Below are 16,587 nucleotides of genomic sequence, written 5' to 3' on the forward strand. Positions count from 1 at the left end.
CTGTTTTTCTCCCCCGTACCGACATGGCCTCCGTCCCTCCCGTGGCGCCACGCGCCGATCTTCCCGACGTCGCCCACCAGAGCGTGCCGTTGGCACGCGCGCTGGACTGGGTGGGCATGGAAGGCATCGCCCTGCCGGTGCGCATCGGCGATGGCGAGGGTGGGCAATTGCAGGTGCCGGCGAACATCGACGTGTTCGTCAACCTGACCAATCCGGACGCCCGCGGCATCCACATGTCGCGCCTGTACCTGCACCTGCAGGACGGGCTGTCGCGCGAGGCCATCACCCCGGCCGGGTTGCGCCACCTGTTGCAGGAAGGCGTGGCTTCGCAGCAGGGGCTGGCGAACCAGGCCCGCATCCGCCTGCGCTATGACGCGCTGTTGCGCCGGCGCGCGCTGGAAAGCGAGTACTCGGGCTGGAAGCGCTATCCGGTCGAGATCGACGCCACCCTGGTCGACGGTCACCTGCACCTGGCGCTGTCGTTCTCGGTCGAATACTCCAGCACCTGCCCGGCTTCGGCGGCGCTGTCGCGCCAGGCCAACGCCGAGCGGTTCGCCGAGGACTTCGCCGCCGCGCACCCGCTGTCGGTCGGCGTGGTCCGCGACTGGCTGTCTTCCGAGCGCGGACTGGCGGCGACGCCGCACGCCCAGCGCAGCCGCGCCAGCGTGCGCGTCGAATTGCGTCCGCAGTTCGAGGAACTGCCGCTGGTGGCGCTGATCGACGCGATCGAGGCCGCCCTGGGCACGCCGGTGCAGACCGCGGTCAAGCGGGGCGACGAACAGGCCTTCGCGCGCCTGAACGCGGAGAACCTGATGTTCTGCGAGGATGCCGCGCGCCGCGTGGCCGCCGCGCTCTCGCAGGATCCGCACGTGGCGCGCTACGACGCCACCGTCGCCCATTTCGAAAGCCTGCACCCGCACGACGCGGTCGCCCGCGTCAGCGGCAGCAACGGCTGAGCCGTCTCCCGCGCAAACCGGGAAAAGCTCGCGACTCACGTCGCTCCCACAAAAAGCTTCCCCTGTAGGAGCGACGTCAGTCGCGACCGTAACCTGCGCGTTGCCCGTACCTGTCATCGGCGACGCCTGCCCGCCTCGCTTGCCATTACTCCATCGCAATCGGACCGAAAAGCTCGCGACTTACGTCGCTCCTGCAAGGGGAATTCTTGTGGGAGCGACGTGAGTCGCGAAAGCCGGTGAACCCACAATCACTTCGCCGCAGCCGCCTGCGCGCGCTCCAGCACCAGCAGCGGATCGATGCGCACGTCGAACCAGTTCATGCCCCAGTGCAGGTGCGGGCCGGTGGCGCGTCCGGTGGCGCCGACCGCGCCGATGACCTGGCCCTGCTCGACGCGATCGCCCACCTTCACGTCGATGCGTGACAGGTGCAGGAAATTGGAGCTGACCCCGTAGCCGTGATCCAGCAACAGGGTGCCGCCGGTCAGGTACAGATCCGGGCCGGCGAAGGTCACCACGCCCGCCGCAGGCGCCTTGACCGGCGTGCCATTGGGTGCGGCGATGTCCATGCCCGAATGGCCGGAACCGGGTTGTCCGTTGTAGACGCGCGCGTTGCCGAAGCGGCCGCTGATGCGGCCCTGCACCGGCCAGATGAAGGACTGGGCGAAATCGGTGCGATCGTCGTCGCGCGCGCGCGCGGCGGTGACCTGCGCCTGCTCGCGCCGGATCCGCTCGGCGATCGCCGGTGGCGGATTGACCGTCTTCGGCGGCACGCCGTTGACCCGCTCCACCGGCCAGTCGCGCGGCGTCACCGTGATGCGCGCGGTTTCCCGACGCCCGGAGGGCGTCGTCACCTCGACACTCAGCGGGCCCGCTTCATCGCGGCCGACCCCGAACACCACCGTGCCATAGCCGCTGGTGCGCAACGCGCGGTTGGCATAACGCACCTGGCTGCCGGGCGGCACCTTGCCGAACACCAGCGCGCCCTGCGAGACCTGCGGGGGAAACACCACGCGCTCGTCCTGCGCACCGGCGGACGCGGGGCCGTAGGTACCCTCGGACAGCACCTCCTGCGCCAGCGCAGGACGGGCGGGGGAGAACAGCAAGACCAGGCCCAGCGCGCAGGCCGCGCCGGCCAGGCGCGTCACCGATCGAACTCCAGCCGCTGGCCGTTCGGCGTGCCGACCAGATGCTCGCCGTTCCAGACCAGCCGGCCGTTGACCCAGGTCGCGCCGATGCGCGAACGGAAGGTGGTGCCCTCGAACGGCGACCAGCCGCACTTGGACAGTACGTCCTCGCGGCGCACGGTGAACTCGGCGTCGTCCACCAGTACCAGATCCGCCCAATAGCCTTCGCGCAGGAAGCCGCGCTCGTGCACGTCGAACAGCTGCGCCGGGGCGTGTGACACCTTCTGCACGATCTCGGTCATCGTGGCGCGGCCCTCGTGGACCAGTTCCAGCGCCGCCACCAGCGCGTACTGGACCAGCGGCAGGCCGGACGGCGCCTGCGCGTAGGGCTTGGACTTCTCCTCCAGCGTGTGCGGGGCGTGGTCGGTCGCCAGCACGTCGATGACATCGTCGGCCAGCGCCTTGATCAGCGCCTCGCGATCGCTGGCGTCCTTGATCGCCGGGTTGCACTTGATGAAGTTGCCCAGCCGCGCGTAGTCGGCGCGATCGAAGCGCAGGAAATGGATGCAGGTCTCGGCGGTGATGCGCTTGCGCTTGCCGGACGCGTCGATCAGGGGGCCGGGCGTGAACAGGGCCAGTTCGTCGGCGGTGGAGATGTGCAGCACGTGCAGGCGGGTGTCGTGGCGGCGGGCCAGTTCCAGCGCCAGCCGGGTCGACTTGATGCAGGCTTCGCGGCTGCGGATGTCCGGGTGGTGCTCGGCGGTCAGCGCATCGCCGTAGCGGGCCTGGAACGCGGCCATGTTGGCATCGATGGTCGGCGTGTCCTCGCAGTGCGTGATGATCGGAGTCGGCGCCTCGCGGAAGATGGCGTCCAGGGTCTCCGGGTTGTCCACCAGCATGTTGCCGGTCGAGGCGCCCATGAACACCTTGATGCCCGGCGCGGTCTTCGGGTCGAGCGCGCGGATGGCCTCCAGGTTGTCGTTGCTGGCGCCCAGGTAGAAGCCGTAGTTGCCCCAGGCCCGGCCCGCCGCCCGCTGGTACTTGGCTTCCAGCGCGGCCGAATCGAGGGTCGGCGGCACCGTGTTGGGCATGTCCATGAAACTGGTCAGGCCACCGGCCACCGCGGCGGCCGATTCGGTGGCGATATCGCCCTTGTGCGGCATGCCAGGCTCGCGGAAGTGGACCTGGTCGTCGATCATGCCCGGCAGCAGCCAGCGGCCGGCGGCGTCGACGACCTTTTCATCCGCCCCGGCGGACAGGCCGCTGCCGATGCGGGCGATGCGACCGTTCTCGATGCGCAGGTCGCCTTCGAATTCGCGGCCTTCGCTGGCCATCCGGGCATTGACGATGAGGGTGGAGGGCATTCAGTGCTTTCCTGTGCAGGGGGCGGAGGTTTCACCGGCGGGCGGCACCGGGTCGTGGCCGCCGGGATGCAGGGGATGGCAGCGGCCGATGCGGCGGGCGGCGAGCCAGCTGCCTTTCATCGGACCGAACCGGGCGATCGCTTCCATCGCGTATTCCGAACACGATGGCACGAAACGGCAGCGCGGACCCAGCAGCGGGCTGATGAAGCGCTTGTACACCCGCAGGACAGCAATGAGTACCCGGCCGATCATGTCCGGATGATAACCGTGTTGGGTTGCCGCTGCCCGCCGGGTAGGCTATAAAGTCGCGCTTTCCCGATGCTCGGGAAGAACAAGGAAGCGCTGTTCGTGGCTGCTAAGAAACCTGCAAAGAAGGCCGCCAAGGCCGCCAAGAAAACCGCCAAGCCCGTCGCCAAGAAGCCTGTCGTGAAGAAGGCTGTCGCCAAGAAACCGGCCGCCAAGCCGGTGGCCAAGAAGGCGGCGCCCAAGCCCGTCGCCAAGAAAGCCGTGGCCAAGAAGCCGGCCGCAAAGCCGGCGGCCAGGAAGGCGGCGCCCAAGCCCGCGCCCGCCAAGGCAAAACCGGCCGCCAAGCCGGTGGCGAAGAAGGCCATGGCCAAGAAGACCGCTCCCGTCGCAGCACCGAAGACCAAACCCGCACCGAAGCCCGCCCCCAAGCCGGCTCCGGCCAAGACTGCTCCCCCGAAGGCCCCCGCACCGCGCTCGACCGCTCCCGCCGCACCCCGGCAGGAGGCCAAGCCCGCGCCGGCTCCGGTGGCCAAGGCTCCATCCCCCGCAAAGCCAGTGCCCGCACCGAAACCGACCAGCAAGACAACCAATTCCGCCCCCGTGACCAGCAAGCCTGCCATCGCTCCCCGTTCCACCGGCAAGGTGGCCGTGGCCGTGGCCGCCAAGCCGCAGGCTCCCGTCGTCCGGGAAAAATTCAAAGTGGTGCCCTACAAGACCGATGACGCCACCGGTCGCCCGATCGTTCCCCAAGGCTACAAGCCGGCCGTGGACGAGGAGTACATGAGTCCGCTCCAGCTCGAATATTTCCGCCAGCGCCTGCTGCAGTGGCGTGCGGATCTGGTCGAGGAATCCAAGCAGACCATCGAGAACCTGAAGGACGAGGTCCGCGACATCGGCGACGAAGCCGAGCGCGCCACCCGCGAAACCGAGAACTCGCTGGAACTGCGTACCCGCGATCGCTACCGCAAGCTGATCGGCAAGATCGACAGCACGCTCAAGCGCGTGGATGCCGGCGACTACGGCTACTGCGTCGACACCGGCGAGGAAATCGGCCTGGAGCGCCTGGAGGCGCGCCTGACCGCCGAGCGCACCATCGATGCGCAGGAGCGCTGGGAACACATGCAGAAGCAGCAGGGCGACTGATTCCGCGCCCCTCGTTGCCATCCCCGCGAACCCCGCCCAGGCGGGGTTCGCTTTTTCCGCGACCCGCGACAGGAGGCGGCATGGATCACGAGCAGTTCATGCGCGAGGCAATCGCGCTCGCCAGGGCCAACATCGCCGACGGAGGCCGTCCGTTCGGTGCGGTGCTGGTGCGGGACGGCGAAGTCATCGCCCGCGCCGCCAACGGCATCCATCGCGACCACGATCCCATCGCGCACGCCGAACTGCTGGCCATCCGCCAGGCCGGCGCACGCCTGGGCACGCCGCGCCTGGACGGCTGCGTGATCTACGCCAGCGGCCACCCGTGCCCGATGTGCCTGGCCGCCATGCACCTGTGTGGCATCGGCGAGGCGTGGTTCGCCTATTCGAACGAGGACGGCGCGCCGTACGGCCTGTCCACCGCCGCCGTGTACGCCGAGATGGCGCTGCCGCCGGATGCGCACGCCACCTTGCGGCTGGCACGGCTGCGGCCGGCCGGCGAGGACGGCCTGTACCGGGAATGGCAAAAGTAGAGCCGAGCTTGCTCGGCTCTGCCGCCAACTTCGAACCGGGCCGCTACTGGATGGGAAAACGCGGTGCCGCCTACGGCCCGCCGGCCCGTTGGATATTGCGTTGCAACGTGCGCGGCCCCCGGCGTGTGCCTAGGCTGGCGCACGTACCCGACCGTATGCGCCGTGCCGGCCCGCCCACGGGCACCCGCCGGACGGAGGTCGGATTTCCTTTACTCAGGACGATCGCCAGACAGGGGATGCCGGTGTCCGAACCATCGCCTTTCGCCCAGGGTTCCCCTCGCATCGACGAGGGCAGCGACGGGCGCGACGACCTGCTGAACACCATTTCGCTGCGCTATCGCGCGCCGTTGCGCGGTTTCTTCGCCAAGCGGGTCCGGGATGCCAGCGAAGTCGACGACCTGACCCAGGAAGTGTTCCTGCACCTGCTGCGGCGCGCCCGCGGTGGCGCCATCGAGCATGTGGAGCAGTACGTGTTCCAGGTGGCGGCCAACGTCCTGCGCGACTGGGCACGCCGGCGCAAGGTCCGGGCGATGGATGTCCAGGAGTCGTTCGACGAGGATCTTCACCAGCCCGCTACGGATATTTCGCCGGAGCGCGTCTTACTGGGAGAGGAGGCGGTCCGGGTGATGACCGCCGTCCTGCGGAGCCTGCCCGAACGGACCCGCGACGTTTTCGTGCTGAGGACCATGGAAAAGCGCAAATACACTGAAATCTCGGTCATGCTGGGCATCTCCGTCCGGGCCGCCGAGAAACACATGGCCAAGGCGCTGGCCCGGTTGGGCGGCGCGCTGGGCGGGATGCCGGAGGGCGCATGACCCCGCCGGACAGGCACACGACAGAGGCTGGCGAAACGCACCCATGAACTCGCGGACTCCTCCAACGACCTGGGCGATGGACTTCGCGGCGGACAGCGCCGACGAGGCGGCCGCGCGCTGGAGCGAGATCCTGCGCGACGCGCCCGACCAGCCGCGCCTGCGCGAGGGCTTCGATGCCTGGCATGCGCGGTCGCCGGAGAACGCGGCGGCCTGGCGGCGCATCCAGGCCGCGAATCACTGGGTACGCACGCTGTCGGATTCACCGGAAATGCAGTCGCTGCGCCGCGAGACGCTGGCGCGCGTGGCCGAAGGCAGGCTGCGCTCCTCGCGGCGATGGCGGCGGCTGTCGATTGCCGCCTCGCTGCTGTTGCTCACCGGCGTGGGTCTCATCGCGCTGAGGCCGGAGGCCACCCGCGGGTTGTTCTCCGGCGCGGGCGACACCCTGGCCGGGAATGTCTACCAGACCGGCGTGGGCCAGCGCAGCGTGGTGACGATGGACGACGGTTCGGTGGTGACCCTCAACACCGACAGCCGGCTGTCGGTGCATTACCGCGCTGACGTCCGCGCGGTGACACTTGAACGTGGGCAGGCCCTGTTCAAGGTCGCCAAGGATCGTTCGCGCCCGTTCGTGGTCACCGCGGATGGAAAGCGGGTTACCGCGCTGGGCACCGAGTTCGACGTGCGGGTCGGGGAACGCCTGTTCGAAGTCACCTTGCTGGAAGGCCGCGTGGGTGTCGCGCCGGCGCAGGGCGTCGCACCATCGCCGGCCAATGCGGCGACGCTGGCGGAATTGCATCCGGGCCAGCAGTTCGTCGCCACCGACGGATCCCGGCCGGTGGTGCGGGTGGCCGACGTGGGGCGCGTGGTCAGCTGGCGCACCGGCCAGATCGTATTCGACAACGAGCGATTGGACGCCGCGATTGCCGAAGTGAACCGCTATTCGCGGAGAAAGGTAGTGCTGGGCGACCCACAGCTCGCTTCGCTGAAGATCAGCGGCGCGTTCAATGCCGGCGATACGCATACGTTCGTCGAGGCGTTGACGAATTACTTCCCCATCCAGCGCGATCCGCGCGAAGACGATCGCGTGGTGCTCGAGTCGCGCTCCCGGTGAGCGCACGCACATCCCCGCGCCATGGCGTGCGCGGAATGATCCCGGACTGACGCAGGCCTCCACCCGGCGATTCTTGTTGCGTCGCAAAACAGATCCCGCGGGTCCAGTATTCCAGTCGTGATCTTTTTTTCCGATCACGGTTCGGGTTTTGCGCGGGAGCGCGTCTGTATGGAAGTACGTCGCCATCACGACGTGGCCGCGTGACAAAAAAACTCGGGGAGGAAGCATGGGAGTTCGTTCGTCTCGATTCGCAAAGCACGTGCTCAGGCCTTGTGCCCTGGTACTGGCGCTGTCGCCGATACTCGCGGCGCAGGCGCGAGACGGCACCGACCCGCCCGCGCGTTTCGAGATACCCCAGCAGACCCTCAGTGCGGCCCTGTCCGACTATGCGCGCCAGAGCGGCAAGCAACTGTTGTATTCGCCCGAACTTGCGGTCGGGAGAAGCGGGCGCGCGGTGGTGGGCAGCAAGGCGCCGACACAGGCACTGGAAGAACTGCTCGAAGGCACCGGACTGACCTATACCGTCAGCCCTTCGGGGGCGATCCTGATCAGGGATCCCGCGCAGGCCGCCCGCGAAGCGGCGGCGAAGAAGGACAAGCCGGGCGGGCCGCAGGGAAACGGACAGGAGGTCGCCGCCCTGCAGTCGGCGACGACCTCCGGGACCGTGGCCCAGCAGACTGCAAGCGAAACCGCGACAAGAACTGCTGAAGCGCGCAACGAGACCACGCTGGATACCCTGGTGGTCACCGCGCAGAAGAAGGTGGAGAACATCCAGAAGGTTCCCATCGCCATCAGCGCCTTCAGTGGCGACGATCTCAATGATCGCAAGATCGAGACCGGTGGCGATCTGGTCACGGCGACGCCGAACGTCACCTTCTCCAAGACCAATTTTGCCAGCTACAACTTCCAGATCCGCGGCATCGGCACGCAGGCGCTGTCGGTGACCACCGATCCGGCGGTCGCGGTCAGCTTCAACAGCACGCCGATGATCCGCAACCGCCTGTTCGAGCAGGAATACCTGGACGTGGAACGGGTGGAAGTGCTGCGCGGTCCGCAGGGGACGCTGTACGGGCGCAACGCCACCGCTGGCGTGGTCAACATGATCCCGAACCTGGCCGATCCGGAAGCCTTCGACGCCAGCACCAAGGTCGAGCTCGGCAACTATGACTCGCGCCGGGTCAACGCGATGATCAACGTCCCGCTGAGCGAGACCTTCGCCTTCCGCGTGGCCGCGCAATACACCAAGCGTGACGGCTACGACCACAACACCGTCACCGGCAAGGACGTCAACGATCGCGACCTGATGACCACGCGCCTGTCGGCGACGTTCCGGCCCAGCGAACGCTTCAGTGCCAGCGTGGCCTGGGAGCATTTCCAGGAAGACGACATGCGCGCCCGCACCGGCAAGCAGATCTGCCACAACGATCCGGGGCCCGCCACGATCGGTGGCTACGAGCCGGTCTTCGGCAATGCCCGCAACTATCTCAGCCAGTCCTGCAAGGACGGCTCGCTTTACGGCAACGACGCGTTCGGCGTACCCAATGCCGCGAGCCTGCCCTACATCCTGGGCGCGTCGCCGGTGAGCCTGGGGCTGCTGGTGGACGAGAACGGATTCCCGATCGGCGGATTGCCGCTGCTTCCGCTCGGCGTGGACCCTTACGCCGGACTGCGGCAATCGACCGACCTGCGCGAAATCGCCACCACCTACGACCCCCGTTTCGAGGCGAAGAACGACGTCGTGCAGATCAACCTCGATTTCGGCCTGACCGATCAGCTGAATCTGGTGTCGCAGACGCTGTACACGCGTGACCGTTACTACTCCACCCAGGACTACGGAAGGTTCCAGTCCAATCCGATCTTCAACGACAGCAATGATGCCCTGCAGTTCCTGCCGGACTTCACCCTGGGGCCGGCCTATCCGGCCACGCCGGGTGGCATCTTCTGCGACCCGCAGTTGGGTTGCTCGAACCGGCTGCTGAACGTCGACCTGGTCGATTCCTACAGCACGCAGTGGTCGCAGGAGTTCCGCCTGCAATCGGCGTTCGACGGCAAGTTCAATTTCAGCGTGGGCGCCAACTATCTGGAGTACGAGGTTGACGAAAGCTACTACGTATTCAGCAACATGTTCAGTGCGCTGGCGCAGCTGTTCTTCAACGGCAACGGCAGCGGCACGGCGCCAGGGAATTGTCCCGCGGGAACCGCGACACGGTTCGATCCGAATCAGGGCATCGACGTGCCCTGCGTGTATATCGACCCCAATCCGCTGCGCTCCATCAATGGGCAGGGACACAATTACTTCCGTAGCCGCAACGTCGCCAAGACGCGGTCGGCGGCGATCTTCGGTGAAGGCTACTGGCAGCTGTCCGATACGCTGCGGCTGACCGCCGGTGTGCGGCTCACCCGGGATCGCAAGATCACAACGCCGTACGCGAGCCAGACGCTGCTGGGCGATTCCACCGTGGGCGGCAACTCGTCGCTGTTCGGCGGGTACACCGGATATGGCTATCCCGCCGGCCCGGACATCCGGCAAACCTGGACCGAGCCGACCGGACGCCTGGTGCTGGATTGGTCGCCGGACCTGTCCTTCACCGACAGCACGCTGGTCTACGCATCGATATCGCGCGGCTACAAGGCAGGCGGCACCAATTCGCCAGGCGTGGGAGCCAATCCGGAGGCGCTCAGCTTCGAACAGCGCAACCCCGAGTTCCGGCCCGAGTACGTCAACGCGTTCGAGATCGGCACCAAGAACGTGATGGCCGGCGGCCAGCTGATGTTCAACGCCACTGCCTTCTACAACGACTATAAGGACTACCAGGTCTCGCAGATCCAGGACCGCGCCACCCTCAACGAGAATTTCGATGCGCGCACCTGGGGCGCGGAGTTCGAACTGGTATGGAAGCCGACCGACGCCTTCCAGATCAGCGGCAACGTGGGCCTGCTGCGCAGCCGTATCGGCGCCAACCAGTACTCGATCGACGTGATGGACCGGACCGCGGGAAATCCCGAATGGACCACCGTGCGTCCATGGATGCAACTGGCGTCGAACTGCATCGCGCCGACCGCGCTGGTATCGATGGCGCTGGAGAACTACTTCGCCGACCCGTTCAACCAGATGTACAGCAATGCTGGCTTCCTCAACAGCTTCTGCACCGTCAACTACTACACGGCGATGGGTGGGTTCACGGCGGATCGCGGTTTCAATGGCGGTCCCGGGCCGTACGCCTATCTGTTGAATGGCGCCTATTACAACCCGGAAACCGACGCGCCCAACGGTGGTGCAGGTTTCGCCAAGAACGTCGGTGGAAATGAACTGCCGAACGCACCGCACATTACGGTCAGCCTGAGCCCGCAGTACACCTTCCTGCTGGCGGACAGCGAGCTGACCCTGCGCGCGGATCTCTACTACCAGGGCAAGAGCTGGGCGCGCATCTACCAGGACCGGATCGATCGGCTCAAGGAATGGGGCAACGTCAACCTGTCGCTGACCTGGTACAAGCCGGCCACCGATCTGACCGTGCAGCTGTACGTGAAAAACGCGCTGGATGAGGAGGCCATCACCGGCACCTTCCTCAACAGCGACGATACCGGCCTGACTTCCAATGTCTTCATCCAGGATCCCCGGATCATCGGGTTGTCCATCCGCAAGGGATTCTTCTGACCGACCGAACGGTCCGCGGATGGCGGGTCGAGACAAACCAGACAACAGCAAGCGATGTTTCCGAGGACGCCATGGATGGCGTCCACCTCGGATGACCTCTCCGCTTCGAACACGAAAAAGCCATTTGGGTGCGTCCGCATTCAAATACACCAGCAACCCTCCATCGGAGAAAGGCACCATGTCAAAGTTCAAGGTAAGCTTGCTTGCAGCCATGTCCGCCGTTGCGATGTTCGGCGCCGCATCGGCATCCGCCGCCACGTTCCAGGTTTGGAACGGCAGCAGTTGGGGCGATGGCACCACCCACTTCGTCGGGACCACGACGGCCTCGTATTTCGGCAACTCGCTCCCGTGCTCGTCCGCTGACTTCACCGTGGTGGTAACCAGCGGTGTGGCGCGCATCACCGCGGTCAGTTTCGGTGGCAGTGCCGCATGCGCGGCGATCGTCCCGCGCGGCCTGCCGTGGAAGGTCAGCATCACCGCCACCAGCGGTACCGGCGGTACGCTCACCATCGGCGACACCGCCAGCACGACGACCAATGTGGGTGGCGTGAACGTGTTCATCCCCGCGCCGCTGAACGCGAACTGCCCGAGCGCCGCCGGACGAGCGCCGTTGCCCAACGTGGCGATGACCAACGGTTCGTCCTCCACGGTCGCGAGCATCCAGTTCAGTGGAACGCTGGGCGGTTGCGCCGTCGCTTCGACCGCGCCCACCCATCTGCGTACCACCGGCTACCCGGCGGCGCGGGTGATTCCGTGATCTGAGCCTGTTCCATGCCAGGGGGCTGCCCAGGGGCGATGCCGTCCGTGGCGAGCCCCTCCCGCCACGGTCACACGCATCGAGGCAGCCCCCTGGGCACTTCATCCATCCCGTTGCCGACCCGGACACGCGTCCGGAACGCACATGCAGGAGTCCGTCATGTTGAAGACGTCGTTGTCCGTTGTCCTCGCGGGATTGGCGGCGATGGCCGCCATGCCCGCGGCCATCGCGGGTACGCCATCCGGTCCGTATGCGATGTTCAAGTATTGTCCGTACACGAATCCCAGCGTGGGTTCCTGCGTGATCAACACCACCGACTCGGGCGTGTTCGTCATCGGCAACACCACCTTGCCGATCGACAAGCCCATCGTGCTGCAGGGCGGGGTGGAGAACCTGGGACCGTCGCCGCTGTACCAGGCGGTGGGCGCACCGACGCTTTCGGCGCCGCCGGCCAAGGTGCCGGGTGGCCTGCTGGGCATCATGAACCCCGCCCCCAATTGGCCCGGCCCTCTGTGGACCGCATTCTGGGCGATCGTGGCCACGGTCAACGACGTCACCGCCACCATGGAGCCGGTCGCGTTGGCGCAGACGAACTTCGGCAACGCGCTGTTCCCGCCGACCGACGGCAGCGATCCCACCGCGGCGCAGCTGGCGGTGCGCGTGCACCTGCAGAATCCGTTCCTGGGCAACAACTGCTACATCGGTTCGCCGCAGAACCCGATCATCATCAAGCTGCAGACCGGTACCACCCAGCCGCCGCCGCCGAACCAGCCGATCGCGGGCAATCCCGGCACGGTCGAGACGATCATCACCGACGAAGAGAACTTCATCGGCTATCTGCAGGTGACCGACGCGACCTTCGTCGACAACTCGTTTGCGGTCCCGGCGGCGACCGGGTGCGGCAACATCGCGCTGGGCCTGCCGATCCTCACGCCAATCCTGGAATCGCTGGTTTCGGGCGCAGTCAACCTGAAAGTCGGACTGCCGTCGGCGGCTGGCAAGAACACCGCGGTGCTCAACAGCGATGCCGCGATCGCCGCTTCGGCGTTCGTGCTGGGGAGCGAGCAATAAACGGATGCACGCCGAGGTGAAACGGCGGGGCAGGATGCCAGGGCCAGGGACGGGCGGCGCAGGGTGGCCAGGGAAGGCCGCCTTGCGCGTATCCTGCTAATCCATGCGCAGCAACCGCCTCGTCATTCCCTTGATCGTGGTCGTCCTGGCCGCGCTCGCGGGCGCGTACTGGCTGGGGCGGTCGCAGCCACACGCATCGCAGGGCGATGCGGAATCTTCCGCGTTGGCCGTACCGGCTGATCGGCGAGCCAGATCCGCGCAGCCGGGCCTGCGGAACGGATCTCGCGCACGGGGCTATTTCGCCGAACTGAAGATCGCCGCCGACGGCGGCGACCTGGCGGCGTCGACACGCCTGTATCGCAACCTGGACCTGTGCCGTCGCCTGCGCTCGGCGGACTGGGGCAACGCCATGCTGACCAGCGAGTTGCTCGACACACAGACCCGCGGCATGAGCGCCGCGCAGTTGGAGAATTACCGGGCGCAACTGGATGGAATCGAATCGCGCCGGCAGAACGCGCGACGGATGAGCGAGCTTTGCGACGGCGCCGATGCGGCGACCCTGGACTCGCTGGTACCGAGCCTGCACCAGGCCGCGCAACTGGGAGAACCGTACGCGCGTGCCTGCTATCTGGCGATGGGACCCGGGTTGGACATGCGCGCGCTCGCCAGGCATCCCGAATGGATCGATACCTATCGCACCAGCGTTCCGGGAATGGTCGAGGCCGGCCTGGCCGCCGGTGACTGGGCGATGGTGAATGTCCTGCGAACCGCCTTGCAGCCTGGTGCGGAGGGCTTGCTGGGCGGCGCGCTGGATGCCGATCCCGCGCAACACTTCCGTTATCTCAAGCTCTACCGGCTGGGCGCGGGAGCCGGCGACATCGCGGTGCTGGACCAGCAACTGGCGGTGGCCGCCGCGCGGCTGTCGCCGCAGCAGCGCGCCGAGGCCGAAACCTGGGCCGACACCACGTTCCGGCGCGACTTCGGCGGCCGTCCTTCGGCCGGCGCACCGGGACTGGACCGGGATCCCTGCGTGTTCCCGCATGAGTGAGGGGAACGGATGTACATCGACGAGGATTTGACCGTGGGACGATCCGGACAATGAAGTGGAAACACGCAATCATGGCCTGCACCGCGCTGGTGGCGGTCGCGGGTGTCTACGCGCTCGGCCGCTGGAGCGCCTTGCCGACGCCGGAAACCGCTCCGCGCACCGCGCAAACGCGCTCGGCCGGAGACGGGGCAGGCGGCGCGGACGCCGCACCGGCAACACCTGCGAAGGGCGGCGTCCTGCCGCCGGTCTCCGCATCGCTCGGCGCGACCTTCAGCGATTTGCAGGCCCGCGCGAACGCTGGCGACCTCGACGCCGCGCGCCGGCTGGTTCGCGACCTCGACCGCTGCAGCCGCCTGCGCGCCAACGAGTGGCGCAACGCGGGCACCACCCAGGCGCTGCTGGATCGCAAGACCGATGGCATGAGCGCGGCGCAACTGCGGACCTACCAGGTGTTGCTGGACGCGATGGACGTGCGCCAGCAGACCGCGGGCAGGAACCGGGAAATGTGCGCCGGCGCGGACGACAAGATGCTCGCGACCCTGGTGGCCAACATCGCCCAGGCGGCGCGGCTGGGCGATGCCGACGCACGCGCGTGCTATCTCGGCCGGGGGCCGCTCTACGACGTGCGTGGCCTGATCGAGCACCCCGGCGTGCTGCAGGGCTATCGCCGCGATGCCACCGCGATGATCGACGCCGGTCTGGCGGCGGGCGACTGGCGGGTGGTGGATCTCCTGCAACGCGCCTATGAACCGGGCGCCGAGGGGCTGCTGGCCGGCATGCTGGGCCCCGATCCGGCGCAACACTATCGCTATCTCAAGCTGTACCGGCTGGGTGCGGAGCCCCATCGCGTGGCGCAACTCGATCGGCAGATCGCCGCGATTGCCGCCAGCCTGTCACCGGAACAGCGCTACGACGCCGACCGCTGGGCGCAGGGCACGTTCGAAGACAAGTTCAGCGGCAGCTCGACGACTTCGACGCCGCCAGGCTGGGAGGCGTGCAGCTTCTGATCGCGGATGAGAAACCCTGCGCTCAGTGCAGATCGTTCAAATCGAGCCGGCGCAGCCGCGGTGCCCGCCACGCGGTGGCGGCGACCACCACCAGGATCGCGCCGCCGCCCAGCAGTACCGCCGGAATCAATCCCAGCAGCCGCGCCATCGTGCCGGCGTAGAACGCCCCCAGCTCGTTGGACGAACTGATGAAGATGCCGTTGATCGAGGACACTCGCCCGCGCATCTCGTCCGGCGTCGACAGCTGCAGGATGGTCGAACGCACCACCACCGACACGCCGTCGCACATGCCATAGGCCAGCAGGATCAGCGCCGACAGCCAGAAACTGCGGGACAGCCCGAACGCGATCACGCACAGGCCGAAGCCCGCCACTGCGAACAGCAGTACCCGGCCGGCGTGCTGCTGCAACGGATGCCGCGCCAGCCACACGCCCACGCACACCGAACCCAGCGCTGGTGCCGCGCGCAGGATACCCAGGCCTTCGGGACCGTAGCGGAGAATGTCGTGGATGAATGCCGGCAGCATCGCCACCACGCCACCCAGCAGTACCGAGAACATGTCCAGCGCCATCGCGCCCAGCATGATCTGGTTGCCCCAGACGAAGCGCGCGCCCTGGGCGATGCTGGCGAAGATCGGCAGGCTGGTTGCCGGCGGGCCTGGTTCCTCCACCCGCAGACGCGCGAGCACGCCGCCGGCCAGCACCGCCAGCACCGCCGCCACGGCATAGGACAGCGCGTTGCCGCCGAATCCCACCAGCAGACCACCGATGGCCGGACCGGTCACCATCGCCGCCTGGAAGATCACCGTGCCCAGGCCGGCGCCGCGGACGAAGTCCTCGCGTGCCAGCACCTTCGCGAACAGCGCGTTGTAGATGGGACTTAGGAACGAGCGCGCCATCCCGGTCAGCGCGATGGCGGCGTAGATCGGCCACAGCCGCGTGGTCGGCAACCATCCCGCCGCCGCAAGCACGAGGATCACCGCGGTCAGCGTCAACGCCGCGCAGGCCGCCACGCCCAGCTTGCGTCGCGGCAGGTGGTCGACCAGATAGCCGGCGAACGGCGCCACGCAGAAGAACGGCAGTACTTCGGCCAGGCCGATCAGGCCGAGCGAGAACGGATTGCGGGTGAGTTCATAGATGTGCCAGCCGACCGTCACCGCGACGATCTGGTAGGACAGCAGCGCCAGGATGCGGTAAGCCAGGACCGTGGTGAATCCGCGGTTGCGCAGCAGCGCCCTGACCGGAGAGGAGCTATTGGCCGCGCTCACCGGGCCGCCGCGGCGGTCTCGCGGATGAAGGCCAGCAGCGAGGCCAGTCCGTTGCTGCGGGTCGGCGAGAGATGCTTGGCCAGGCCGATATCGGCGATGTAGTCCGCTTCGGTGGCGAGGATTTCGCTGGCCGGACGGCCGGAGTAGACCCGCAACGCCAGGAAGATCAGCCCGGACACGATCGCCGAATCGCTGACAGCGCGGAAATCCAGCCGGCTGGCGTCACCCTGCGGCACGATCCAGACCAGCGACTGGCATCCGAGCAGGCGATGTTGCTCGGTCTTCCACTCCTCCGGGAACGGCGGCAGCTTGCGGCCCAGGTCGATCAGGTACTGATAGCGCTCGGCCCAATCGCCGAAGAACGCGAATTCGTCCTTGATGGCGTGCTGGGCCTCGGCGGCAGTGGGTTCGAGCGGGAAGACGGTGTCGGTCATGGCGATTCGGAATGCGCCCTTCCGGGGAAGGGAGGCGGCGGCGCTCATCGGCCGCC

15 protein-coding genes are annotated in these 16,587 nt (G+C 67.3%); 10 read left to right on the forward strand and 5 right to left on the reverse strand.

The window, feature by feature from the left end; translation table 11 throughout:
- Positions 1 to 23 precede the first annotated feature (23 nt).
- A complete protein-coding gene (gene folE2 / locus IQ458_RS10130; RefSeq protein WP_203322699.1) occupies positions 24 to 956 on the forward strand; it encodes a GTP cyclohydrolase FolE2 in 933 nt (310 codons plus the stop codon).
- 248 nt (positions 957 to 1,204) lie between these two features.
- Here the strand turns inward: folE2 and IQ458_RS10135 are convergent, their stop codons facing one another.
- The 3 genes from IQ458_RS10135 to yidD all read right to left on the reverse strand — a co-directional run bounded on the left by IQ458_RS10135 (position 1,205) and on the right by yidD (position 3,696).
- The gene (locus IQ458_RS10135) at positions 1,205 to 2,020 is read right to left on the reverse strand and encodes a M23 family metallopeptidase (protein WP_484573278.1); all 816 of its coding nucleotides are present in this window, start codon (positions 2,018 to 2,020) and stop codon (positions 1,205 to 1,207) included.
- Positions 2,021 to 2,097: 77 nt separating this feature from the next.
- The gene (locus IQ458_RS10140; RefSeq protein WP_192198899.1) at positions 2,098 to 3,444 is read right to left on the reverse strand and encodes a dihydroorotase; all 1,347 of its coding nucleotides are present in this window, start codon (positions 3,442 to 3,444) and stop codon (positions 2,098 to 2,100) included.
- Entirely contained in the window at positions 3,445 to 3,696 is a 252-nt protein-coding gene (gene yidD, locus IQ458_RS10145; RefSeq protein ID WP_141452428.1) for a membrane protein insertion efficiency factor YidD, read from the reverse strand.
- 96 nt (positions 3,697 to 3,792) lie between these two features.
- Between yidD and dksA the strand changes: the two genes are divergently transcribed.
- From dksA to IQ458_RS10190, 9 genes are all read left to right on the forward strand, one after another.
- Positions 3,793 to 4,833 (forward strand): RNA polymerase-binding protein DksA, encoded by a 1,041-nt coding sequence (dksA, locus tag IQ458_RS10150; RefSeq protein WP_203322750.1) that lies wholly within the window; start codon positions 3,793 to 3,795, stop codon positions 4,831 to 4,833.
- 80 nt (positions 4,834 to 4,913) lie between these two features.
- On the forward strand, positions 4,914 to 5,363 hold the full coding sequence (locus IQ458_RS10155; protein WP_203322700.1) for a nucleoside deaminase: 450 nt from the start codon (positions 4,914 to 4,916) through the stop codon (positions 5,361 to 5,363).
- 155 nt (positions 5,364 to 5,518) lie between these two features.
- The gene (locus IQ458_RS10160; RefSeq protein ID WP_192198901.1) at positions 5,519 to 6,178 is read left to right on the forward strand and encodes an RNA polymerase sigma factor; all 660 of its coding nucleotides are present in this window, start codon (positions 5,519 to 5,521) and stop codon (positions 6,176 to 6,178) included.
- A gap of 43 nt (positions 6,179 to 6,221) precedes the next feature.
- Positions 6,222 to 7,289: a FecR family protein gene (locus IQ458_RS10165; protein WP_203322701.1), complete on the forward strand. Its 1,068-nt coding sequence runs from the start codon at positions 6,222 to 6,224 to the stop codon at positions 7,287 to 7,289.
- Between the two features lie 259 nt (positions 7,290 to 7,548).
- Positions 7,549 to 10,947, forward strand: coding sequence for a TonB-dependent receptor (locus IQ458_RS10170; RefSeq protein WP_203322702.1), 3,399 nt, complete (start codon positions 7,549 to 7,551; stop codon positions 10,945 to 10,947).
- A gap of 211 nt (positions 10,948 to 11,158) precedes the next feature.
- A complete protein-coding gene (locus IQ458_RS10175) occupies positions 11,159 to 11,704 on the forward strand; it encodes a hypothetical protein (protein ID WP_203322703.1) in 546 nt (181 codons plus the stop codon).
- Between the two features lie 159 nt (positions 11,705 to 11,863).
- Positions 11,864 to 12,775: a hypothetical protein gene (locus IQ458_RS10180; protein ID WP_203322704.1), complete on the forward strand. Its 912-nt coding sequence runs from the start codon at positions 11,864 to 11,866 to the stop codon at positions 12,773 to 12,775.
- 103 nt (positions 12,776 to 12,878) lie between these two features.
- Positions 12,879 to 13,823: a hypothetical protein gene (locus IQ458_RS10185; RefSeq protein WP_203322705.1), complete on the forward strand. Its 945-nt coding sequence runs from the start codon at positions 12,879 to 12,881 to the stop codon at positions 13,821 to 13,823.
- A gap of 50 nt (positions 13,824 to 13,873) precedes the next feature.
- Positions 13,874 to 14,830, forward strand: a complete 957-nt coding sequence (locus IQ458_RS10190) for a hypothetical protein (RefSeq protein ID WP_203322706.1) — start codon at positions 13,874 to 13,876, stop codon at positions 14,828 to 14,830.
- A gap of 22 nt (positions 14,831 to 14,852) precedes the next feature.
- Here IQ458_RS10190 and IQ458_RS10195 read toward each other — a convergent pair whose 3' ends face one another.
- Complete coding sequence (locus tag IQ458_RS10195; RefSeq protein WP_183637329.1) at positions 14,853 to 16,097, reverse strand: MFS transporter; 1,245 nt, start codon at positions 16,095 to 16,097, stop codon at positions 14,853 to 14,855.
- A complete protein-coding gene (locus tag IQ458_RS10200; RefSeq protein WP_183637326.1) occupies positions 16,094 to 16,531 on the reverse strand; it encodes a SufE family protein in 438 nt (145 codons plus the stop codon). Before IQ458_RS10200 ends, IQ458_RS10195 begins: the two co-directional genes overlap by 4 nt.
- Positions 16,532 to 16,587 lie beyond the last annotated feature (56 nt).

The sequence above is a fragment of the Pseudoxanthomonas beigongshangi genome (assembly GCF_016820515.1).
GTDB classification, from domain to species: domain Bacteria; phylum Pseudomonadota; class Gammaproteobacteria; order Xanthomonadales; family Xanthomonadaceae; genus Pseudoxanthomonas_A; species Pseudoxanthomonas_A beigongshangi.